This window comes from Pseudomonas rhizosphaerae (genome assembly GCF_000761155.1).
In the GTDB taxonomy this organism is placed as follows: Bacteria; Pseudomonadota; Gammaproteobacteria; order Pseudomonadales; family Pseudomonadaceae; genus Aquipseudomonas; species Aquipseudomonas rhizosphaerae.
On sequence record NZ_CP009533.1, the window covers coordinates 757,937 to 771,730 of the forward strand.

The window sequence follows — 13,794 nt, forward strand, 5'->3', positions numbered from 1 at the left end:
CATGAAGACAGCGACTGGCCACCGACGGCCTGTCGAAGGATGCCAAGATGAACCAACAGATCACCGAAATAGACACCCTAGTCGTAGGCGCCGGCCAGGCCGGCGTGGCCATGAGCGAGCACCTGAGCCGTCTGGGTATCCCTCATCTGGTGCTGGAGCGGCATCGTATCGCCGAAGCCTGGCGCTCGGGCCGCTGGGACTCGCTGGTGGCCAACGGCCCGGCCTGGCACGATCGGTTCCCGGGTCTGGAATTCGACATGGATCCCGATGGTTTTGCCGGCAAGGAGCAGGTGGCCGATTATTTCGAGGCCTATGCCCGCAAGTTCGATGCGCCGATCAAGACCGGGGTCGAGGTCAAGCGGGTCACGCGCAATGTGGGCCGTGCCGGCTTTACCGTGGAAACCAGCGATGGCATCTATTGCGTCAACCACTTGGTATCGGCCACCGGGCCGTTTCAGAAGCCGGTGATCCCGGCCATCGCGCCCACGGATTCGACCCTCCACCAGATTCACTCGGCGCACTATTTCAATCCTGAACAATTGCCCGAAGGCGCGGTGCTGGTGGTCGGTGCCGGTTCCTCCGGGGTGCAGATCGCCGAGGAGCTGCTGCGTGCCGGGCGTAAGGTCTACCTTTCGGTGGGTCCCCACGATCGGCCGCCGCGCGCCTACCGTGGGCGCGACTTCTGCTGGTGGCTGGGGGTACTCGGGCTGTGGGACAGCGAAACGGTGCAGGCGGGTCGGGAGCACGTCACCATCGCCGTCAGCGGTGCCCGCGGCGGGCACACCGTGGACTTCCGGCGACTGGCTCAGGCGGGCATGGTGCTGGTGGGTCTGACCGAGCGCTTTGCCGACGGCAAGGTCAGCTTCGCCCAGGATCTGAACGAGAATCTGGACCGGGGCGACGAGAACTACCTGGCACTGCTCGATGCTGCCGATGCCTACGCCGAGCGCAACGGCCTGGACCTGCCCCTGGAGCCGACTGCCCGCGAGCGCGTGGCCAACGCGGCGTGCATTGCCCAACCGCTGCAGACGCTGGACCTGACCGAGGCGGGGGTGTCCACGATCATCTGGGCCACTGGCTATTCGCAGGACTACAGCTGGCTGCAGGTCGACGCCTTCCACGCCAATGGCAAGCCACGCCATCAGCGCGGTGTGAGCAGCGAGCAGGGCGTCTACTTCGTCGGCCTGCCCTGGCTGTCGCGGCGCGGGTCGGCCTTTATCTGGGGCGTTTGGCACGACGCCAAGCATGTCGCCGATCAGATCGCCACGCAGCGCAAGTACCGCGCCTATGACGAGTCCCGAAGCGCTGCCCAGACACCCGCGCCGTTGCGCGCCAACGCTTGATCATCACTGTGTCGCGTCACCTCGACGCGCACGCCAAGGAGCCTCGTTCATGGTCACTCATACCCGCATCCGCATGTTCAACACCAAGGACACCTACCCCAACCAAAGCCTGGACAATGATTTGTGCCAGGCCGTCCGCGCCGGCAATACTGTTTACGTGCGCGGTCAGGTGGGCACCGACTTTGACGGCAACCTGGTCGGCCTGGGCGACCCTGCGGCGCAGGCCGAGCAGGCCATGAAAAACGTCGAGCAGTTGCTGGAAGAGGCAGGCAGTGACCTGTCGCACATCGTCAAGACCACCACCTACATCATCGATCCGCGTTATCGCGAGCCGGTCTATCACGTCGTTGGTCGTTGGCTCAAAGGTGTCTTTCCGATCTCCACGGGGCTGGTGGTCTCGGCCCTAGGCCAGCCGCAGTGGCTGATGGAAATCGACGTGATCGCCGTCATTCCTGACTGAGGAGTTCTCTGCCATGACCTTTTCCATCGCAGCACGCTGCGCCGAAACCGGCCAGTTGGGCATCGCCATCAGTTCGTCGAGCATCGCCGTGGGTGCTCGCTGCCCGTGGCTTTTGGCCGGTGTGGGCGCGGTGTCGTCGCAGAACATCACCCTGCCAGCCCTCGGTCCGCAGGCGCTGGCGCAACTGGAACAACAGGTGTCGCCTGACCAGGCGTTGCAACAGGTGTTGGACCGCGACGGCTTCGGTGCGTATCGCCAGATCATCGCCATCGATGCGCAAGGCCGCAGCGCCTACGCCAGTGGCAGCCAGACCTTGGGTATTCATCACGCGCGCAGCGGTGAGCAGTGCGTGGCCGCCGGCAACATGCTGGCCGGCACTGCGGTGGTCGACGCCGTGGTCGAGGCGTTCGAAAACGCCTCCGGGCACCTCGCCGAGCGTCTGCTGCACGCCATGCTCGCCGGCCTGGCCGCGGGCGGCGAAGCCGGACCGGTGCATTCGGCGGCGCTGAAGGTGGTGGGCGAGCTGCCGTGGCCCATTGTCGATCTGCGCGTTGACTGGGCCGAGCATGACCCTTTGGGCGAGCTGCAGAGTTTGTGGCAGGCCTATCGACCACAGCTGCAGGACTACATCGACCGTGCCCTGAATCCGGCGGTGGCACCGGGCTATGGCGTGCCCGGAGACGCGCGATGAGCGCCAGCCGTGAGCTGCTGGCGCACTTGGTGGCCTTCGACACCACCAGCCGCGAATCCAACCTTGCCCTGATCGAGTTCGTTCGAGACTACCTGGTCGGGCACGGTGTGAGCAGCGAGCTGATCTACAACGAGGATGGCAGTAAGGCCAATCTGTTCGCCAGCATCGGCCCGGCCGATGTACCGGGCATCGTTCTGTCGGGGCATACCGACGTGGTGCCGGTGGACGGTCAGGCCTGGACGTATCCACCCTTTCAGTTGAGCGAAGCGGACGGCCGGCTGTATGGCCGCGGCACGGCCGACATGAAAGGCTACATTGCCTGCGTGCTGGCGCAGGTGCCCGCTTTGGTGCAGGCGCCCCTGCGTCGGCCCGTGCACATTGCTTTGTCCTACGATGAAGAAGTCGGTTGCCTGGGCGTGCGTTCGCTGATCGAAGCCTTGCAGCGTCAGCCGGTGCAGCCGATGTTGTGCGTGATCGGCGAGCCCACCGAGCTGGCGCCGGTGCTCGGGCACAAGGGCAAACTGGCCATGCGCTGCGAGGTACAGGGCCTGGCCTGCCATTCGGCCCATGCGCCGAGCGGGGTCAATGCCATCGAATACGCCGCCCGGCTGATTGCCGAACTGGGCCGGCTGGGCGACGCGCTGCAGGCACCGACTGCCCGCAACGAGCGCTTCGATCCACCGTTTTCCACGGTGCAGGTGGGAGTGATCGCTGGCGGTACCGCGCTCAACATCGTCCCCCAGCACTGCCGTTTCGATTTCGAGGTGCGCTCGCTGCCTGCCGAAGATCCGCGACAGTTGACCCAGGCCCTGCAACGCTACGCCGAGCACACGCTGCTGCCAGCAATGCAGGCGATCAGTGGGCAGAGTGCGATTCGGTTCAGCGAGCTGTCCAGCTATCCGGGCCTGGACGTGAGCCATGCCAGCGAGGCTGCCCGCTTGATCGCGCGGTTCAGCGGTTCGCAGGCGTTTTCCACGGTGGCCTTCGGTACCGAAGGCGGGCTGTTCGACCAGGCGGGCATCGCCACTGTGGTGTGCGGACCCGGCAGCATGGCCCAAGGGCACAAGCCCGATGAGTTCGTCAGCGTCGCGCAGTTGGCCGGATGCGACGAAATGCTGGGACGGATACTGGCTTTCGCCTGCGAAGGCTAAGCAGAACGGGCGCTTGAATCGTGCCCATAAAAAAAGCACCCCGTAGGGTGCTTTCTTGTCGCAGCAAGGCTTAGCGCTTGAGCGAGGCTGGCAAGTGCGGCTGGATTGCAGTCAGCACTGCCTTGAAGCACTTGGTGTTGCCGGCAACGATGTGGCCGTTTTCAAGGAAGTTGTGACCGCCGGTGAAATCGCTCACCAGACCACCTGCTTCCTGGATCAACAGCACGCCTGCGGCCATGTCCCACTCCGACAGGCCCGACTCCCAGAATGCATCGAAGCGGCCGGCGGCAACGTAGGCCAGGTCCAGGCTGGCGGAACCGGCGCGGCGAATGCCGGCGGTCTGGCCGACCAGGCTGCGGAACATGCCCAGGTAGTTGTCCAGGTTGTCCGTCTGGTTGTCGCGGAACGGGAAGCCAGTGCCCAGCAGGGCGCCGTTCAGGCTGGTGCGACCGCTGACGCGCAGGCGGCGTCCATTGAGCTGGGCGCCACGGCCACGGCTGGCGGTGAATTCTTCCTGGCGGACCGGATCGAGCACCACGGCGTGTTCCAGGCGACCACGGTATTTGCAGGCGATGCTGACGGCGAAGTGCGGCACGCCGCGCAGGAAGTTGGTGGTGCCGTCCAGTGGGTCGATGATCCACAGGTAATCTTGGCCTTCGCCGCTGCCGGGGTGGAAGCCGGTCTCTTCGCCACGGATGCCGTGGGTCGGGTGGGCCCTGCGCAGGGCGTCGATGATTGTCTGTTCAGCGGCGCGATCGATTTCGGACACGTAGTCCTTGGCCTCTTTCTCGTCGACCTTGATGGTGTCCAAGCGCTCGATGGAGCGGAAGATCAATTCACTGGCGCTGCGGGCGGCGCGCAGCGCGATATTCAGCATGGGCTGCATGGACGTTTCACCTAAGGTCGTTAAAGAAAGCCGCGCATTCTAGCAGAAAAGTCGTGGACAAGAAGAGGGACATAGCCTTAGTTATAGGCCTTCTGTAATATTTGCCGCCCTTTCCCCGACACAGAGCCCTAGCCGTGCTGGATAACATCCGAGTCGTCCTGGTCAATACCAGCCATCCCGGCAACATCGGTGGCGCGGCGCGCGCCATGAAAAACATGGGGTTGTCGCGGCTGGTGCTGGTCGAGCCCCGCGAGTTCCCGTCGCCCGAGGCCGACGCACGTGCCTCGGGCGCCAGCGACGTGCTGGAAAACGCCCAGGTGGTCGCCTCTCTGGAGGAGGCGCTGGTGGGCTGCACCGTAGTGCTGGGCACCAGTGCCCGCGACCGCAGCCTGCCGTGGCCCCTGGTGGATCCTCGCGAGTGTGGCGAAAAAGTCATCGAAGAGGCCGGGCAGGGCAAGCAGATCGCGCTGGTGTTCGGCCGCGAGCACGCGGGCTTGACCAACGATGAGCTGCAGCGCTGTCATTTCCACGTGCACATCCCGTCCAATCCGGATTTCAGCTCCCTGAACCTGGCGGCGGCGGTGCAGGTGCTCGGGTATGAAGTGCGCATGGCCTGGCTGGCGGGCAAACGCCCGGCTGCCGCAATGGAGAAGGCCGAAGAGCTGGCCACCAGCGACGAGATGGAGCGCTTCTATGGCCATCTGCAAGACACCCTGGTCGACATCGCCTTTCTCGACCCGGAAAAGCCGCGGCACCTGATGGCTCGCCTGCGTCGGCTGTTCGGCCGCAGCGCGGTGAACAAGTCGGAAATGAGTATTTTGCGCGGCATTCTCACCGAGACCCAGAAGGTCGCTCGGGGCGAGCCGCATAAGCGCAAGGATCAATAAATGTTCGAACGTCTGCGGGAAGATATCCAGAGTGTTTTTCATCGCGATCCGGCTGCGCGCAATGCGTTCGAGGTGCTGACCTGCTACCCGGGCATGCATGCCATCTGGCTGCATCGGGCCGCCCACGCCTTGTGGAAGCGCGAGCTGAAGTGGCTGGCGCGCGTCGTGTCCAACTTCGGCCGCTGGATGACCGGCATCGAGATTCACCCCGGCGCTACCGTAGGCCGGCGGTTCTTCATCGACCACGGCATGGGGATCGTGATCGGCGAGACGGCCGAGATCGGTGACGACGTGACGATCTATCAAGGCGTGACCTTGGGCGGCACCAGTTGGAACAAGGGCAAGCGCCACCCAACCCTGGCCGATGGCGTGGTGGTGGGGGCGGGCGCCAAGGTGCTCGGGCCATTCACGGTGGGTGCCGGAGCCAAGGTTGGCTCCAATGCGGTGGTGACAAAAGAGGTGCCGCCTGGTGCGACCGTGGTCGGGATACCCGGCAAGATCATCGTCAAAAGCGATGACCAGCTGGACGCGCGACGCAAGGCCATGGCCGAAAAGATCGGCTTCGATGCCTACGGCGTCGGTGGCGAGGACATGCCGGACCCCGTGGCGCGGGCCATTGGCCAGCTGCTCGATCACCTGCATGCGGTGGACGGGCGCCTGGAAGGGATGTGTGGCGCGTTGAACCAGCTGGGCAGCGACTACCGTGCCAAGGACCTGCCGCCGCTGCGCGACGAGGACTTCGAGTGCGTGCAAGGCGCGGAGCGCAAGGCGCAGTCCTGAGTCGCTACTTCGCGGCCGATGACCGCTCCTACGCAGTGCGCGGCTCTCTGTAGGAGCGGTCCGTGGCCGCGAATCAGGCGCCGCGATCCAGCAGACACTCCGCAGCGCGTTCTTCGCGGCCGATGACCGCTCCCACGGGGTTATGGATGTGGTGTCTTCTCCCCTTGAGCATCATTAGTCTGCTACCATTGCGCCGCCGTTTTTGCACTCAAGTCCTAGTAATTCAGTAGGACTTATAGTTGACAAATTTACTCGGAAATAGGATGATCGAACCTATTCCGAGAACCCGTGGTACTAGCCATGCGACTGACAACGAAAGGCCGATACGCCGTCACTGCCATGCTCGACCTGGCATTGCACGCGCAGCGTGGCCCGGTCTCATTGGCCGACATCTCCGAGCGCCAGGGCATTTCCCTGTCTTACCTGGAGCAACTGTTCGCCAAGCTGCGCCGGGGCAACCTGGTGTCCAGCGTGCGCGGCCCCGGCGGTGGTTATCAGCTGTCCCGCGAAATGGAAGGCATCCAGGTTGCACAGGTCATCGATGCGGTCAACGAATCGGTCGATGCCACCAAGTGCCAGGGCCTGGGTGATTGCCACGCCGGAGACACCTGCCTGACCCACCACCTGTGGTGCGACCTCAGCCAGCAGATCCACGAATTTTTGAGCGGTATCAGTCTGTCCGACCTTGTCACTCGCCGTGAGGTGCAAGAAGTCGCTCAGCGCCAGGACCTGCGCCGTTGCAATGGCAACGGTCGCACGCAGCGCCTGGACAAGATCGAAACGTCTGCCGTCGAATGAGAAAGCCAGGTTAGCCGCCTGATAGGAGATTCCAATGAAGTTGCCGATTTACCTCGATTACTCCGCGACCACGCCAGTGGATCCACGCGTTGCACAGAAGATGATCGAATGCCTGCAGATGGACGGGAACTTCGGTAACCCGGCTTCCCGTTCGCACGTGTTCGGCTGGAAGGCTGAAGAAGCCGTCGAAAATGCCCGTCGCCAAGTGGCCGACCTGGTCGGTGCCGACCCGCGCGAGATCGTCTGGACCAGCGGTGCCACCGAGTCCGACAACCTGGCGATCAAAGGTGTGGCGCACTTCTACCAGACCAAAGGCAAGCACATCATCACCACCAAGATCGAGCACAAAGCGGTCCTGGATACCACTCGCCAGCTCGAGCGTGAAGGTTTCGACGTCACTTATCTCGAGCCTGGCACCGATGGCCTGGTCACCCCGGCCATGATCGAAGCCGCCATGCGCGAAGACACGATCCTGGTCTCGGTCATCCACGTGAACAACGAAATCGGTGTGATCAACGACATCGCTGCCATCGGCGAGCTGACTCGTTCGCGCGGCGTGCTGTTCCACGTCGATGCGGCCCAGTCCACCGGCAAGGTCGAGATCGATCTGTCGGCATTGAAGGTCGACCTGATGTCGTTCTCGGCGCACAAGACCTACGGTCCCAAGGGCATCGGCGCGTTGTACGTCAGCCGCAAGCCGCGTGTTCGCCTCGAAGCGGCCATGCATGGTGGCGGTCACGAGCGCGGCATGCGTTCGGGCACCCTGGCCACGCACCAGATCGTCGGCATGGGTGAAGCCTTCCGTATCGCCAAGGAAACCATGGCGAGCGAAAACGCCCGCATCAAGGCCCTGAGCGATCGCTTCTACCAGCAGGTCGAAAACCTCGAAGAGCTGTACGTCAACGGCAGCCTGACCGCCCGTGTACCGCATAACTTGAACCTGTCCTTCAACTATGTCGAAGGCGAGTCGCTGATCATGGCCCTCAAGGACCTGGCAGTTTCTTCCGGTTCCGCGTGCACCTCGGCCTCGCTCGAGCCTTCGTACGTACTGCGCGCCCTGGGCCGCAACGACGAGTTGGCGCACAGCTCCATCCGTTTCACCTTCGGTCGTTTCACCACCGAGGAAGAAGTCGATTACGCCGCGCAGAAAGTCTGCGAGGCCGTCACCAAGCTGCGCGCTCTGTCGCCGCTGTGGGACATGTACAAAGACGGTGTCGATATCTCGAAGATCGAGTGGGCGGCGCACTAAGTAGCTGCCGACAAGAGCGGCTTACCTGATGAGTTTCAGTAAGGATCAATACCATGGCTTACAGTGAAAAGGTCATCGACCACTACGAAAACCCACGTAACGTGGGCAAGATGGACGCCGAAGATGCCGACGTCGGCACCGGCATGGTCGGCGCTCCGGCGTGCGGCGATGTGATGCGTCTGCAGATCCGTGTCAACGAGCAGGGCATCATCGAAGATGCCAAGTTCAAGACCTACGGTTGCGGTTCGGCCATCGCTTCCAGCTCCCTCGCCACCGAGTGGATGAAGGGCAAGACCCTGGACGAAGCCGAGACCATCAAGAATACCCAGCTGGCTGAAGAACTGGCATTGCCGCCGGTTAAGATCCACTGCTCGGTACTCGCCGAGGACGCCATCAAGGCGGCCGTGCGCGACTACAAGCAGAAGAAAGGTCTGCTCTGAGTCAGAGCGAAGCTGGACACAGTCTCAGGTTCGACACAGCGCGGCGCGGGTGACCGCTCGCGCTAAACCGTTTGCAGGTAAGGAGTCACGATGGCCATCAGCATGACAGAAGCCGCCGCCAACCACGTTCGCCGTTCCCTGACAGGGCGCGGCAAGGGTGACGGCATTCGCTTGGGCGTACGCACCACCGGTTGCTCGGGCCTGGCCTATGTGCTGGAGTTCGTCGATGAAGCCGGTAGCGAAGACAAGGTCTTCGAGAATCATGGCGTCAAGGTGATCATCGATCCCAAGAGCCTGGTCTACCTGGACGGTACCGAACTCGATTTCGTCAAGGAAGGATTGAACGAAGGCTTCAAGTTCAACAACCCCAACGTGCGCGGCGAATGTGGCTGCGGCGAAAGCTTCAATATCTGAGGCTGATCCGTGGGTACTCCTTGTCATTTCGCCCTGTTCGACCTCAAGCCCGGCTTTCGCCTGGACCTCGATCAACTGGCCACACGCTATCGCGAGCTGGCCCGCGAGGTCCATCCTGACCGCTTTGCCGACGCCTCCGAGCGCGAGCAGCGCCAGGCCCTCGAAAAGTCTGCTGGCTTGAACGATGCCTACCAGACCTTGAAGGCCGCGCCCAAGCGTGCGCGCTATTTGCTGTCCATCAGTGGCCAGGAAGTACCGCAGGAAGTCACGGTCCACGACCCGGACTTTCTTCTGCAGCAGATGCAGTGGCGCGAAGAGCTCGAAGACCTGCAGGACAGTGCCGACCTGCCGGGCGTGGCAGCGTTCAAGCGCAGGGTCAAGACCGCGCAGGCTGAACTCGAAGACAGCTTCGCTGCCTGTTGGGATGACGCGGCGCAACGCGAACAGGCCGAACGTCTGATGCGGCGCATGCAGTTTCTCGACAAGCTCTCCTATGAAGTGCGCCAGCTCGAAGAGCGCCTCGACGATTAACCCAGTGTCGCTACGGCCACACGCCTGAATTCCTGACCTGATAAGCATGGCCCTACTGCAGATCGCCGAACCTGGCCAGAGTCCTCAACCACACCAGCGCCGTCTGGCCGTGGGGATCGACCTGGGCACTACCAATTCGCTGGTCGCTGCGCTGCGCAGCGGTCTCTCCGAACCCCTGGCGGACGCAGACGGGCAGGTCATTCTGCCGTCTGCCGTGCGCTATCACGCCGACCGCATCGAAGTGGGGGCGGCTGCCAAGGCTGCCGCCGCCAGCGATCCGCTCAATACCGTGCTTTCGGTCAAGCGCCTGATGGGCCGCGGCCTGGCTGACGTCAAGCAACTGGGCGAACAATTGCCCTATCGCTTCGTCGGCGGCGAGTCGCACATGCCGTTCATCGAAACCGCGCAAGGCCCGAAGAGCCCGGTGGAAGTCTCCGCCGACATCCTCAAGGCCCTGCGTCAGCGTGCCGAAGACACCCTGGGTGGCGAACTGGTGGGGGCGGTGATCACCGTGCCGGCCTACTTCGACGACGCCCAGCGCCAGGCCACCAAGGATGCTGCGCGTCTGGCCGGTCTGAACGTCTTGCGTCTGCTCAACGAGCCGACGGCTGCTGCCGTGGCCTATGGCCTGGATCAACACGCCGAAGGGCTGGTGGCGATCTACGACCTGGGCGGCGGGACGTTCGACATTTCCATCCTGCGCCTCACCGGCGGTGTGTTCGAAGTGCTGGCCACCGGCGGCGACAGCGCGCTGGGCGGCGATGACTTTGACCATGCTATCGCCGGTTGGATCGTCGAGCAGGCCGGTGTATCCGCCAACCTCGACCCTGGTGCGCAGCGCCAATTGCTCCAGGCGGCCTGCGCTGCCAAGGAAGCGTTGAGCCAGGCGCACAGCACCACCATCACCTACGGCAGCTGGAGCGCGGAACTCACCCGTGATGCTTTCCAGGCCCTGATCGAACCCATGGTCGCGCGCAGCCTCAAGGCGTGCCGGCGCGCCGTGCGTGACGCGAACATCGAGATCGACGAGATTCTCGCCGTGGTCATGGTTGGCGGTTCCACTCGCGTTCCTCGTGTGCGTGAAGCGGTGGGCGAGCTGTTCGGGCGCCAGCCCCTGACCGATATCGACCCCGACCAGGTTGTGGCCATCGGTGCCGCCATCCAGGCCGATACCCTGGCCGGCAACAAACGTGACGGCGGTGAACTGTTGCTGCTGGACGTCATTCCCCTGTCCCTGGGTCTGGAAACCATGGGCGGGCTGATGGAGAAGGTGATTCCGCGCAATACCACCATTCCCGTCGCCCGCGCCCAGGATTTCACCACGTATAAAGACGGCCAGTCGGCCCTGCTGGTGCATGTGCTGCAGGGTGAGCGCGAACTGATCAGCGACTGCCGTTCCCTGGCCCGCTTCGAGCTGCGCGGCATTCCTGCCATGGTGGCTGGCGCGGCGAAGATCCGCGTGACGTTCCAGGTCGACGCCGATGGCCTGCTCAGCGTGTCCGCGCGCGAGCTGGGTTCGGGTGTGGAAGCGAGCATTCAGGTCAAGCCGTCCTACGGCCTGACGGACGGCGAGATCGCCCGGATGCTCACCGATTCCTTCCAGTACGCCGGTGACGACAAGGTCGCTCGCCAGCTGCGTGAACATCAGGTCGATGGCGAGCGCTTGCTCGAGGCCGTGCAGGCTGCCCTGGACGCCGACGGCGAGCGCCTGCTCGACGACGAGGAGCGCATGGTGATCGGCCTGCAGATGGACGAGTTGCGCGCGCTGGTCAAAGGCAATGACGGTCCGGCCATCGAACAGCAGACCAAGCTGCTGTCGCAGGTGACCGATGCGTTCGCCGCGCGTCGCATGAACAATGCCGTGAAAGACGCCCTGTCAGGGCGCAACCTGAATGAAATTGAGGAATAACTGATGCCGAAGGTGACATTTCTGCCCCACGCCGAGCATTGCCCGGACGGTATGGTGGTCGAGGCTGAAACCGGCAGGTCGCTGCTCGACGTCGCTCACGATCATCACATCGAGATCGAGAGTGCCTGCGGCGGCGTGTGCGCCTGCACCACCTGCCATTGCGTGATCCGCGCCGGTTTCAACACGCTGGAAGAAGCCGACGAGCTGGAAGAGGACTTCCTCGATCGCGCCTGGGGGCTGGAGCCGACTTCGCGCCTGAGCTGCCAGGCCAAGGTCGGCACCGAGGACATCACCGTCGAGATCCCCAAGTACTCGCTCAATCACGCCGCCGAAGCGCCGCACTGACCGAGGGATTGTCATGAACTATGGTTGGAATGACGTACAGCGTATCGCCGAGGAGCTGGAAGAACAGCACCCGGAACTCGATCCGTACTCGATCGGCTTCACTCGCCTGCAGCAGATGATCAAGCAGCTGCCGGATTTCGACGACACCTCCGGTCGCGTCGGCGAGAAGGTCCTGGAAGCGGTGCAGACCCTCTGGGCCGCCGAAAAGGGCTGATCGATTTGCAGGTTAGGCAATACCCCGGAACCCGCGTATAATTCGCGGGTTTAATTTTTCGCTTCAATCACCGTTTCTGGAGTTTCACATGGCTGTTCAACGTACCTTCTCCATCATCAAGCCCGACGCTGTTGCCAAGAACGTCATCGGCGAGATCACCACTCGTTTCGAAAAGGCCGGCCTGCGCGTCGTTGCCTCGAAACTCAAGCAACTGTCCAAGGCCGAGGCCGAAGGCTTCTACGCCGAGCACAGCGCTCGTGGCTTCTTCGGTGAACTGGTTGCTTTCATGACTTCCGGCCCGGTTGTCGTTCAGGTTCTGGAAGGCGAAAACGCCATCGCTCTGAACCGCGAGCTGATGGGCGCCACCAACCCTAAAGAAGCCGCTGCCGGTACCATCCGCGCCGACTTCGCCGAGTCGATCGACGCCAACGCCGTTCACGGTTCGGACTCCGAAGCCGCTGCTGCTCGCGAAATCGCATACTTCTTCGCTACTACCGAAGTAACCACTCGCTAAGCTACGGCTCACGAGTGAAGGTGAATCCATGACTGATATGACTGGCAAGACGAACCTGTTGGGGTTGACCCAACCGGAAATGGAACAGTTCTTCGACTCGATCGGGGAGAAGCGCTTTCGTGCCGGTCAGGTCATGAAGTGGATTCACCATTTTGGCGTGGACGATTTCGATGCCATGACCAACGTCGGCAAGGCCCTGCGCGAAAAGCTCAAGGCCTGCGCCGAGATCCGCGGCCCCGAAGTGGTCAGCGAGGACATCTCCACCGACGGCACCCGCAAATGGGTGGTGCGCGTGGCGTCCGGCAGCTGCGTCGAAACCGTCTACATCCCCCAGGGCAAGCGCGGCACCTTGTGTGTTTCGTCCCAGGCGGGCTGTGCCCTGGATTGCAGTTTCTGCTCCACCGGCAAACAAGGCTTCAACAGCAACCTTACCGCCGCCGAAGTCATCGGCCAGGTGTGGATTGCCAACAAATCCTTCGGCAGCGTCCCGGCGACCGTCGACCGTGCCATCACCAACGTGGTGATGATGGGCATGGGCGAGCCGCTGCTGAACTTCGACAACGTCATCGCGGCCATGCGCCTGATGATGGATGACCTGGGCTATGGCATCTCCAAACGCCGGGTCACCCTGTCCACCTCCGGCGTCGTGCCGATGATCGACGTGCTCGCCGATCACATCGACGTCTCCCTGGCCCTGTCGCTGCATGCGCCCAACGACGCACTGCGCAACCAGCTGGTGCCGATCAACAAGAAGTACCCGCTCAAGATGCTGCTCGAGTCGTGCCAGCGCTACATGTCGCAACTGGGCGAAAAGCGTGTGCTGACCATCGAGTACACCTTGCTCAAGGACGTCAACGACCAGCTCGACCATGCGGTCGAAATGGTCGAGCTGCTCAAGAACGTGCCGTGCAAGATCAACCTGATCCCGTTCAACCCGTTCCCGCATTCCGGTTACGAGCGCCCGAGCAACAATGCCATCCGCCGTTTCCAGGATCACCTGCACCAGGCCGGTTTCAACGTGACCGTGCGCACCACCCGTGGCGAGGACATCGACGCCGCCTGTGGTCAGTTGGTCGGCCAGGTGATGGACCGCACGCGTCGCAGTGAACGCTACATCGCCGTACGCCAATTAGGCGCTGAGGCCGATATGCCGCAAACTGCCGCGAATCGGAACTGAACGAG

At 63.0% G+C, this 13,794-nt stretch carries 17 protein-coding genes; 16 read left to right on the forward strand and 1 reads right to left on the reverse strand.

Annotation, left to right across the window (positions count from 1 at the left end; translation table 11 throughout):
• Window positions 1-47: 47 nt before the first annotated feature.
• Genes LT40_RS03450 through argE form a run of 4 tightly spaced genes read left to right on the forward strand, consistent with a single transcriptional unit; the run spans window position 48 to window position 3,645 of the window.
• Complete coding sequence (locus LT40_RS03450) at window positions 48-1,343, forward strand: flavin-containing monooxygenase (protein ID WP_043186524.1); 1,296 nt, start codon at window positions 48-50, stop codon at window positions 1,341-1,343.
• 49 nt (window positions 1,344-1,392) lie between these two features.
• The gene (locus LT40_RS03455) at window positions 1,393-1,803 is read left to right on the forward strand and encodes a RidA family protein (RefSeq protein ID WP_043186527.1); all 411 of its coding nucleotides are present in this window, start codon (window positions 1,393-1,395) and stop codon (window positions 1,801-1,803) included.
• 13 nt (window positions 1,804-1,816) lie between these two features.
• Window positions 1,817-2,494, forward strand: coding sequence for a DUF1028 domain-containing protein (locus tag LT40_RS03460; RefSeq protein ID WP_043186529.1), 678 nt, complete (start codon window positions 1,817-1,819; stop codon window positions 2,492-2,494).
• Entirely contained in the window at window positions 2,491-3,645 is a 1,155-nt protein-coding gene (gene argE / locus LT40_RS03465; RefSeq protein ID WP_043186531.1) for an acetylornithine deacetylase, read from the forward strand. Before LT40_RS03460 ends, argE begins: the two co-directional genes overlap by 4 nt.
• A 70-nt stretch (window positions 3,646-3,715) precedes the next feature.
• Here the strand turns inward: argE and suhB are convergent, their stop codons facing one another.
• Window positions 3,716-4,531 (reverse strand): type III secretion system regulator SuhB, encoded by an 816-nt coding sequence (gene suhB, locus LT40_RS03470; protein WP_043186533.1) that lies wholly within the window; start codon window positions 4,529-4,531, stop codon window positions 3,716-3,718.
• A gap of 134 nt (window positions 4,532-4,665) precedes the next feature.
• Here suhB and trmJ point away from each other — a divergent pair, with 134 nt between their 5' ends.
• The 12 genes from trmJ (at window position 4,666) to rlmN (ending at window position 13,789) form a co-directional block, all read left to right on the forward strand.
• On the forward strand, window positions 4,666-5,418 hold the full coding sequence (gene trmJ, locus LT40_RS03475; protein WP_043186536.1) for a tRNA (cytosine(32)/uridine(32)-2'-O)-methyltransferase TrmJ: 753 nt from the start codon (window positions 4,666-4,668) through the stop codon (window positions 5,416-5,418).
• Window positions 5,419-6,198: a serine O-acetyltransferase gene (cysE, locus tag LT40_RS03480; protein WP_043186538.1), complete on the forward strand. Its 780-nt coding sequence runs from the start codon at window positions 5,419-5,421 to the stop codon at window positions 6,196-6,198. It abuts the gene before it with no gap.
• A gap of 300 nt (window positions 6,199-6,498) precedes the next feature.
• Window positions 6,499-6,996 carry a Fe-S cluster assembly transcriptional regulator IscR gene (gene iscR, locus LT40_RS03485; RefSeq protein ID WP_043186540.1) on the forward strand — a complete coding sequence of 166 codons (498 nt, stop codon included), beginning with the start codon at window positions 6,499-6,501 and terminating at the stop codon, window positions 6,994-6,996.
• A 34-nt stretch (window positions 6,997-7,030) separates the two neighbouring features.
• Complete coding sequence (locus LT40_RS03490) at window positions 7,031-8,245, forward strand: IscS subfamily cysteine desulfurase (protein ID WP_043186542.1); 1,215 nt, start codon at window positions 7,031-7,033, stop codon at window positions 8,243-8,245.
• Between the two features lie 53 nt (window positions 8,246-8,298).
• The gene (gene iscU / locus LT40_RS03495) at window positions 8,299-8,685 is read left to right on the forward strand and encodes a Fe-S cluster assembly scaffold IscU (RefSeq protein WP_043186545.1); all 387 of its coding nucleotides are present in this window, start codon (window positions 8,299-8,301) and stop codon (window positions 8,683-8,685) included.
• 90 nt (window positions 8,686-8,775) lie between these two features.
• Window positions 8,776-9,099 (forward strand): iron-sulfur cluster assembly protein IscA, encoded by a 324-nt coding sequence (iscA, locus tag LT40_RS03500; RefSeq protein WP_043186548.1) that lies wholly within the window; start codon window positions 8,776-8,778, stop codon window positions 9,097-9,099.
• A 9-nt stretch (window positions 9,100-9,108) separates the two neighbouring features.
• Entirely contained in the window at window positions 9,109-9,630 is a 522-nt protein-coding gene (gene hscB, locus LT40_RS03505) for a co-chaperone HscB (protein WP_043186550.1), read from the forward strand.
• Between the two features lie 46 nt (window positions 9,631-9,676).
• Complete coding sequence (gene hscA, locus LT40_RS03510) at window positions 9,677-11,539, forward strand: Fe-S protein assembly chaperone HscA (protein WP_043186553.1); 1,863 nt, start codon at window positions 9,677-9,679, stop codon at window positions 11,537-11,539.
• Window positions 11,540-11,542: 3 nt separating this feature from the next.
• Window positions 11,543-11,884: an ISC system 2Fe-2S type ferredoxin gene (gene fdx, locus LT40_RS03515; protein ID WP_043186555.1), complete on the forward strand. Its 342-nt coding sequence runs from the start codon at window positions 11,543-11,545 to the stop codon at window positions 11,882-11,884.
• Window positions 11,885-11,897: 13 nt separating this feature from the next.
• Window positions 11,898-12,098, forward strand: coding sequence for a Fe-S cluster assembly protein IscX (gene iscX / locus LT40_RS03520; RefSeq protein WP_043186557.1), 201 nt, complete (start codon window positions 11,898-11,900; stop codon window positions 12,096-12,098).
• Window positions 12,099-12,186: 88 nt separating this feature from the next.
• Window positions 12,187-12,612, forward strand: coding sequence for a nucleoside-diphosphate kinase (ndk, locus tag LT40_RS03525; RefSeq protein WP_043186559.1), 426 nt, complete (start codon window positions 12,187-12,189; stop codon window positions 12,610-12,612).
• Between the two features lie 28 nt (window positions 12,613-12,640).
• Entirely contained in the window at window positions 12,641-13,789 is a 1,149-nt protein-coding gene (rlmN, locus tag LT40_RS03530) for a dual-specificity RNA methyltransferase RlmN (protein ID WP_043186562.1), read from the forward strand.
• Window positions 13,790-13,794: the final 5 nt, after the last annotated feature.

What these genes read in the sequence shown, in the direction of transcription:
- LT40_RS03450 (WP_043186524.1), top strand. Translation starts at nt 48, where the DNA reads ATGAACCAACAGATCACCGAAATAGACACCCTAGTCGTAGGCGCCGGC.
- LT40_RS03455 (WP_043186527.1), top strand. Translation starts at nt 1,393, where the DNA reads ATGGTCACTCATACCCGCATCCGCATGTTCAACACCAAGGACACCTAC.
- LT40_RS03460 (WP_043186529.1), top strand. Translation starts at nt 1,817, where the DNA reads ATGACCTTTTCCATCGCAGCACGCTGCGCCGAAACCGGCCAGTTGGGC.
- argE (WP_043186531.1), top strand. Translation starts at nt 2,491, where the DNA reads ATGAGCGCCAGCCGTGAGCTGCTGGCGCACTTGGTGGCCTTCGACACC.
- suhB (WP_043186533.1), bottom strand. Translation starts at nt 4,531, where the DNA reads ATGCAGCCCATGCTGAATATCGCGCTGCGCGCCGCCCGCAGCGCCAGT.
- cysE (WP_043186538.1), top strand. Translation starts at nt 5,419, where the DNA reads ATGTTCGAACGTCTGCGGGAAGATATCCAGAGTGTTTTTCATCGCGAT.
- iscR (WP_043186540.1), top strand. Translation starts at nt 6,499, where the DNA reads ATGCGACTGACAACGAAAGGCCGATACGCCGTCACTGCCATGCTCGAC.
- LT40_RS03490 (WP_043186542.1), top strand. Translation starts at nt 7,031, where the DNA reads ATGAAGTTGCCGATTTACCTCGATTACTCCGCGACCACGCCAGTGGAT.
- iscU (WP_043186545.1), top strand. Translation starts at nt 8,299, where the DNA reads ATGGCTTACAGTGAAAAGGTCATCGACCACTACGAAAACCCACGTAAC.
- iscA (WP_043186548.1), top strand. Translation starts at nt 8,776, where the DNA reads ATGGCCATCAGCATGACAGAAGCCGCCGCCAACCACGTTCGCCGTTCC.
- hscA (WP_043186553.1), top strand. Translation starts at nt 9,677, where the DNA reads ATGGCCCTACTGCAGATCGCCGAACCTGGCCAGAGTCCTCAACCACAC.
- fdx (WP_043186555.1), top strand. Translation starts at nt 11,543, where the DNA reads ATGCCGAAGGTGACATTTCTGCCCCACGCCGAGCATTGCCCGGACGGT.
- iscX (WP_043186557.1), top strand. Translation starts at nt 11,898, where the DNA reads ATGAACTATGGTTGGAATGACGTACAGCGTATCGCCGAGGAGCTGGAA.
- ndk (WP_043186559.1), top strand. Translation starts at nt 12,187, where the DNA reads ATGGCTGTTCAACGTACCTTCTCCATCATCAAGCCCGACGCTGTTGCC.
- rlmN (WP_043186562.1), top strand. Translation starts at nt 12,641, where the DNA reads ATGACTGATATGACTGGCAAGACGAACCTGTTGGGGTTGACCCAACCG.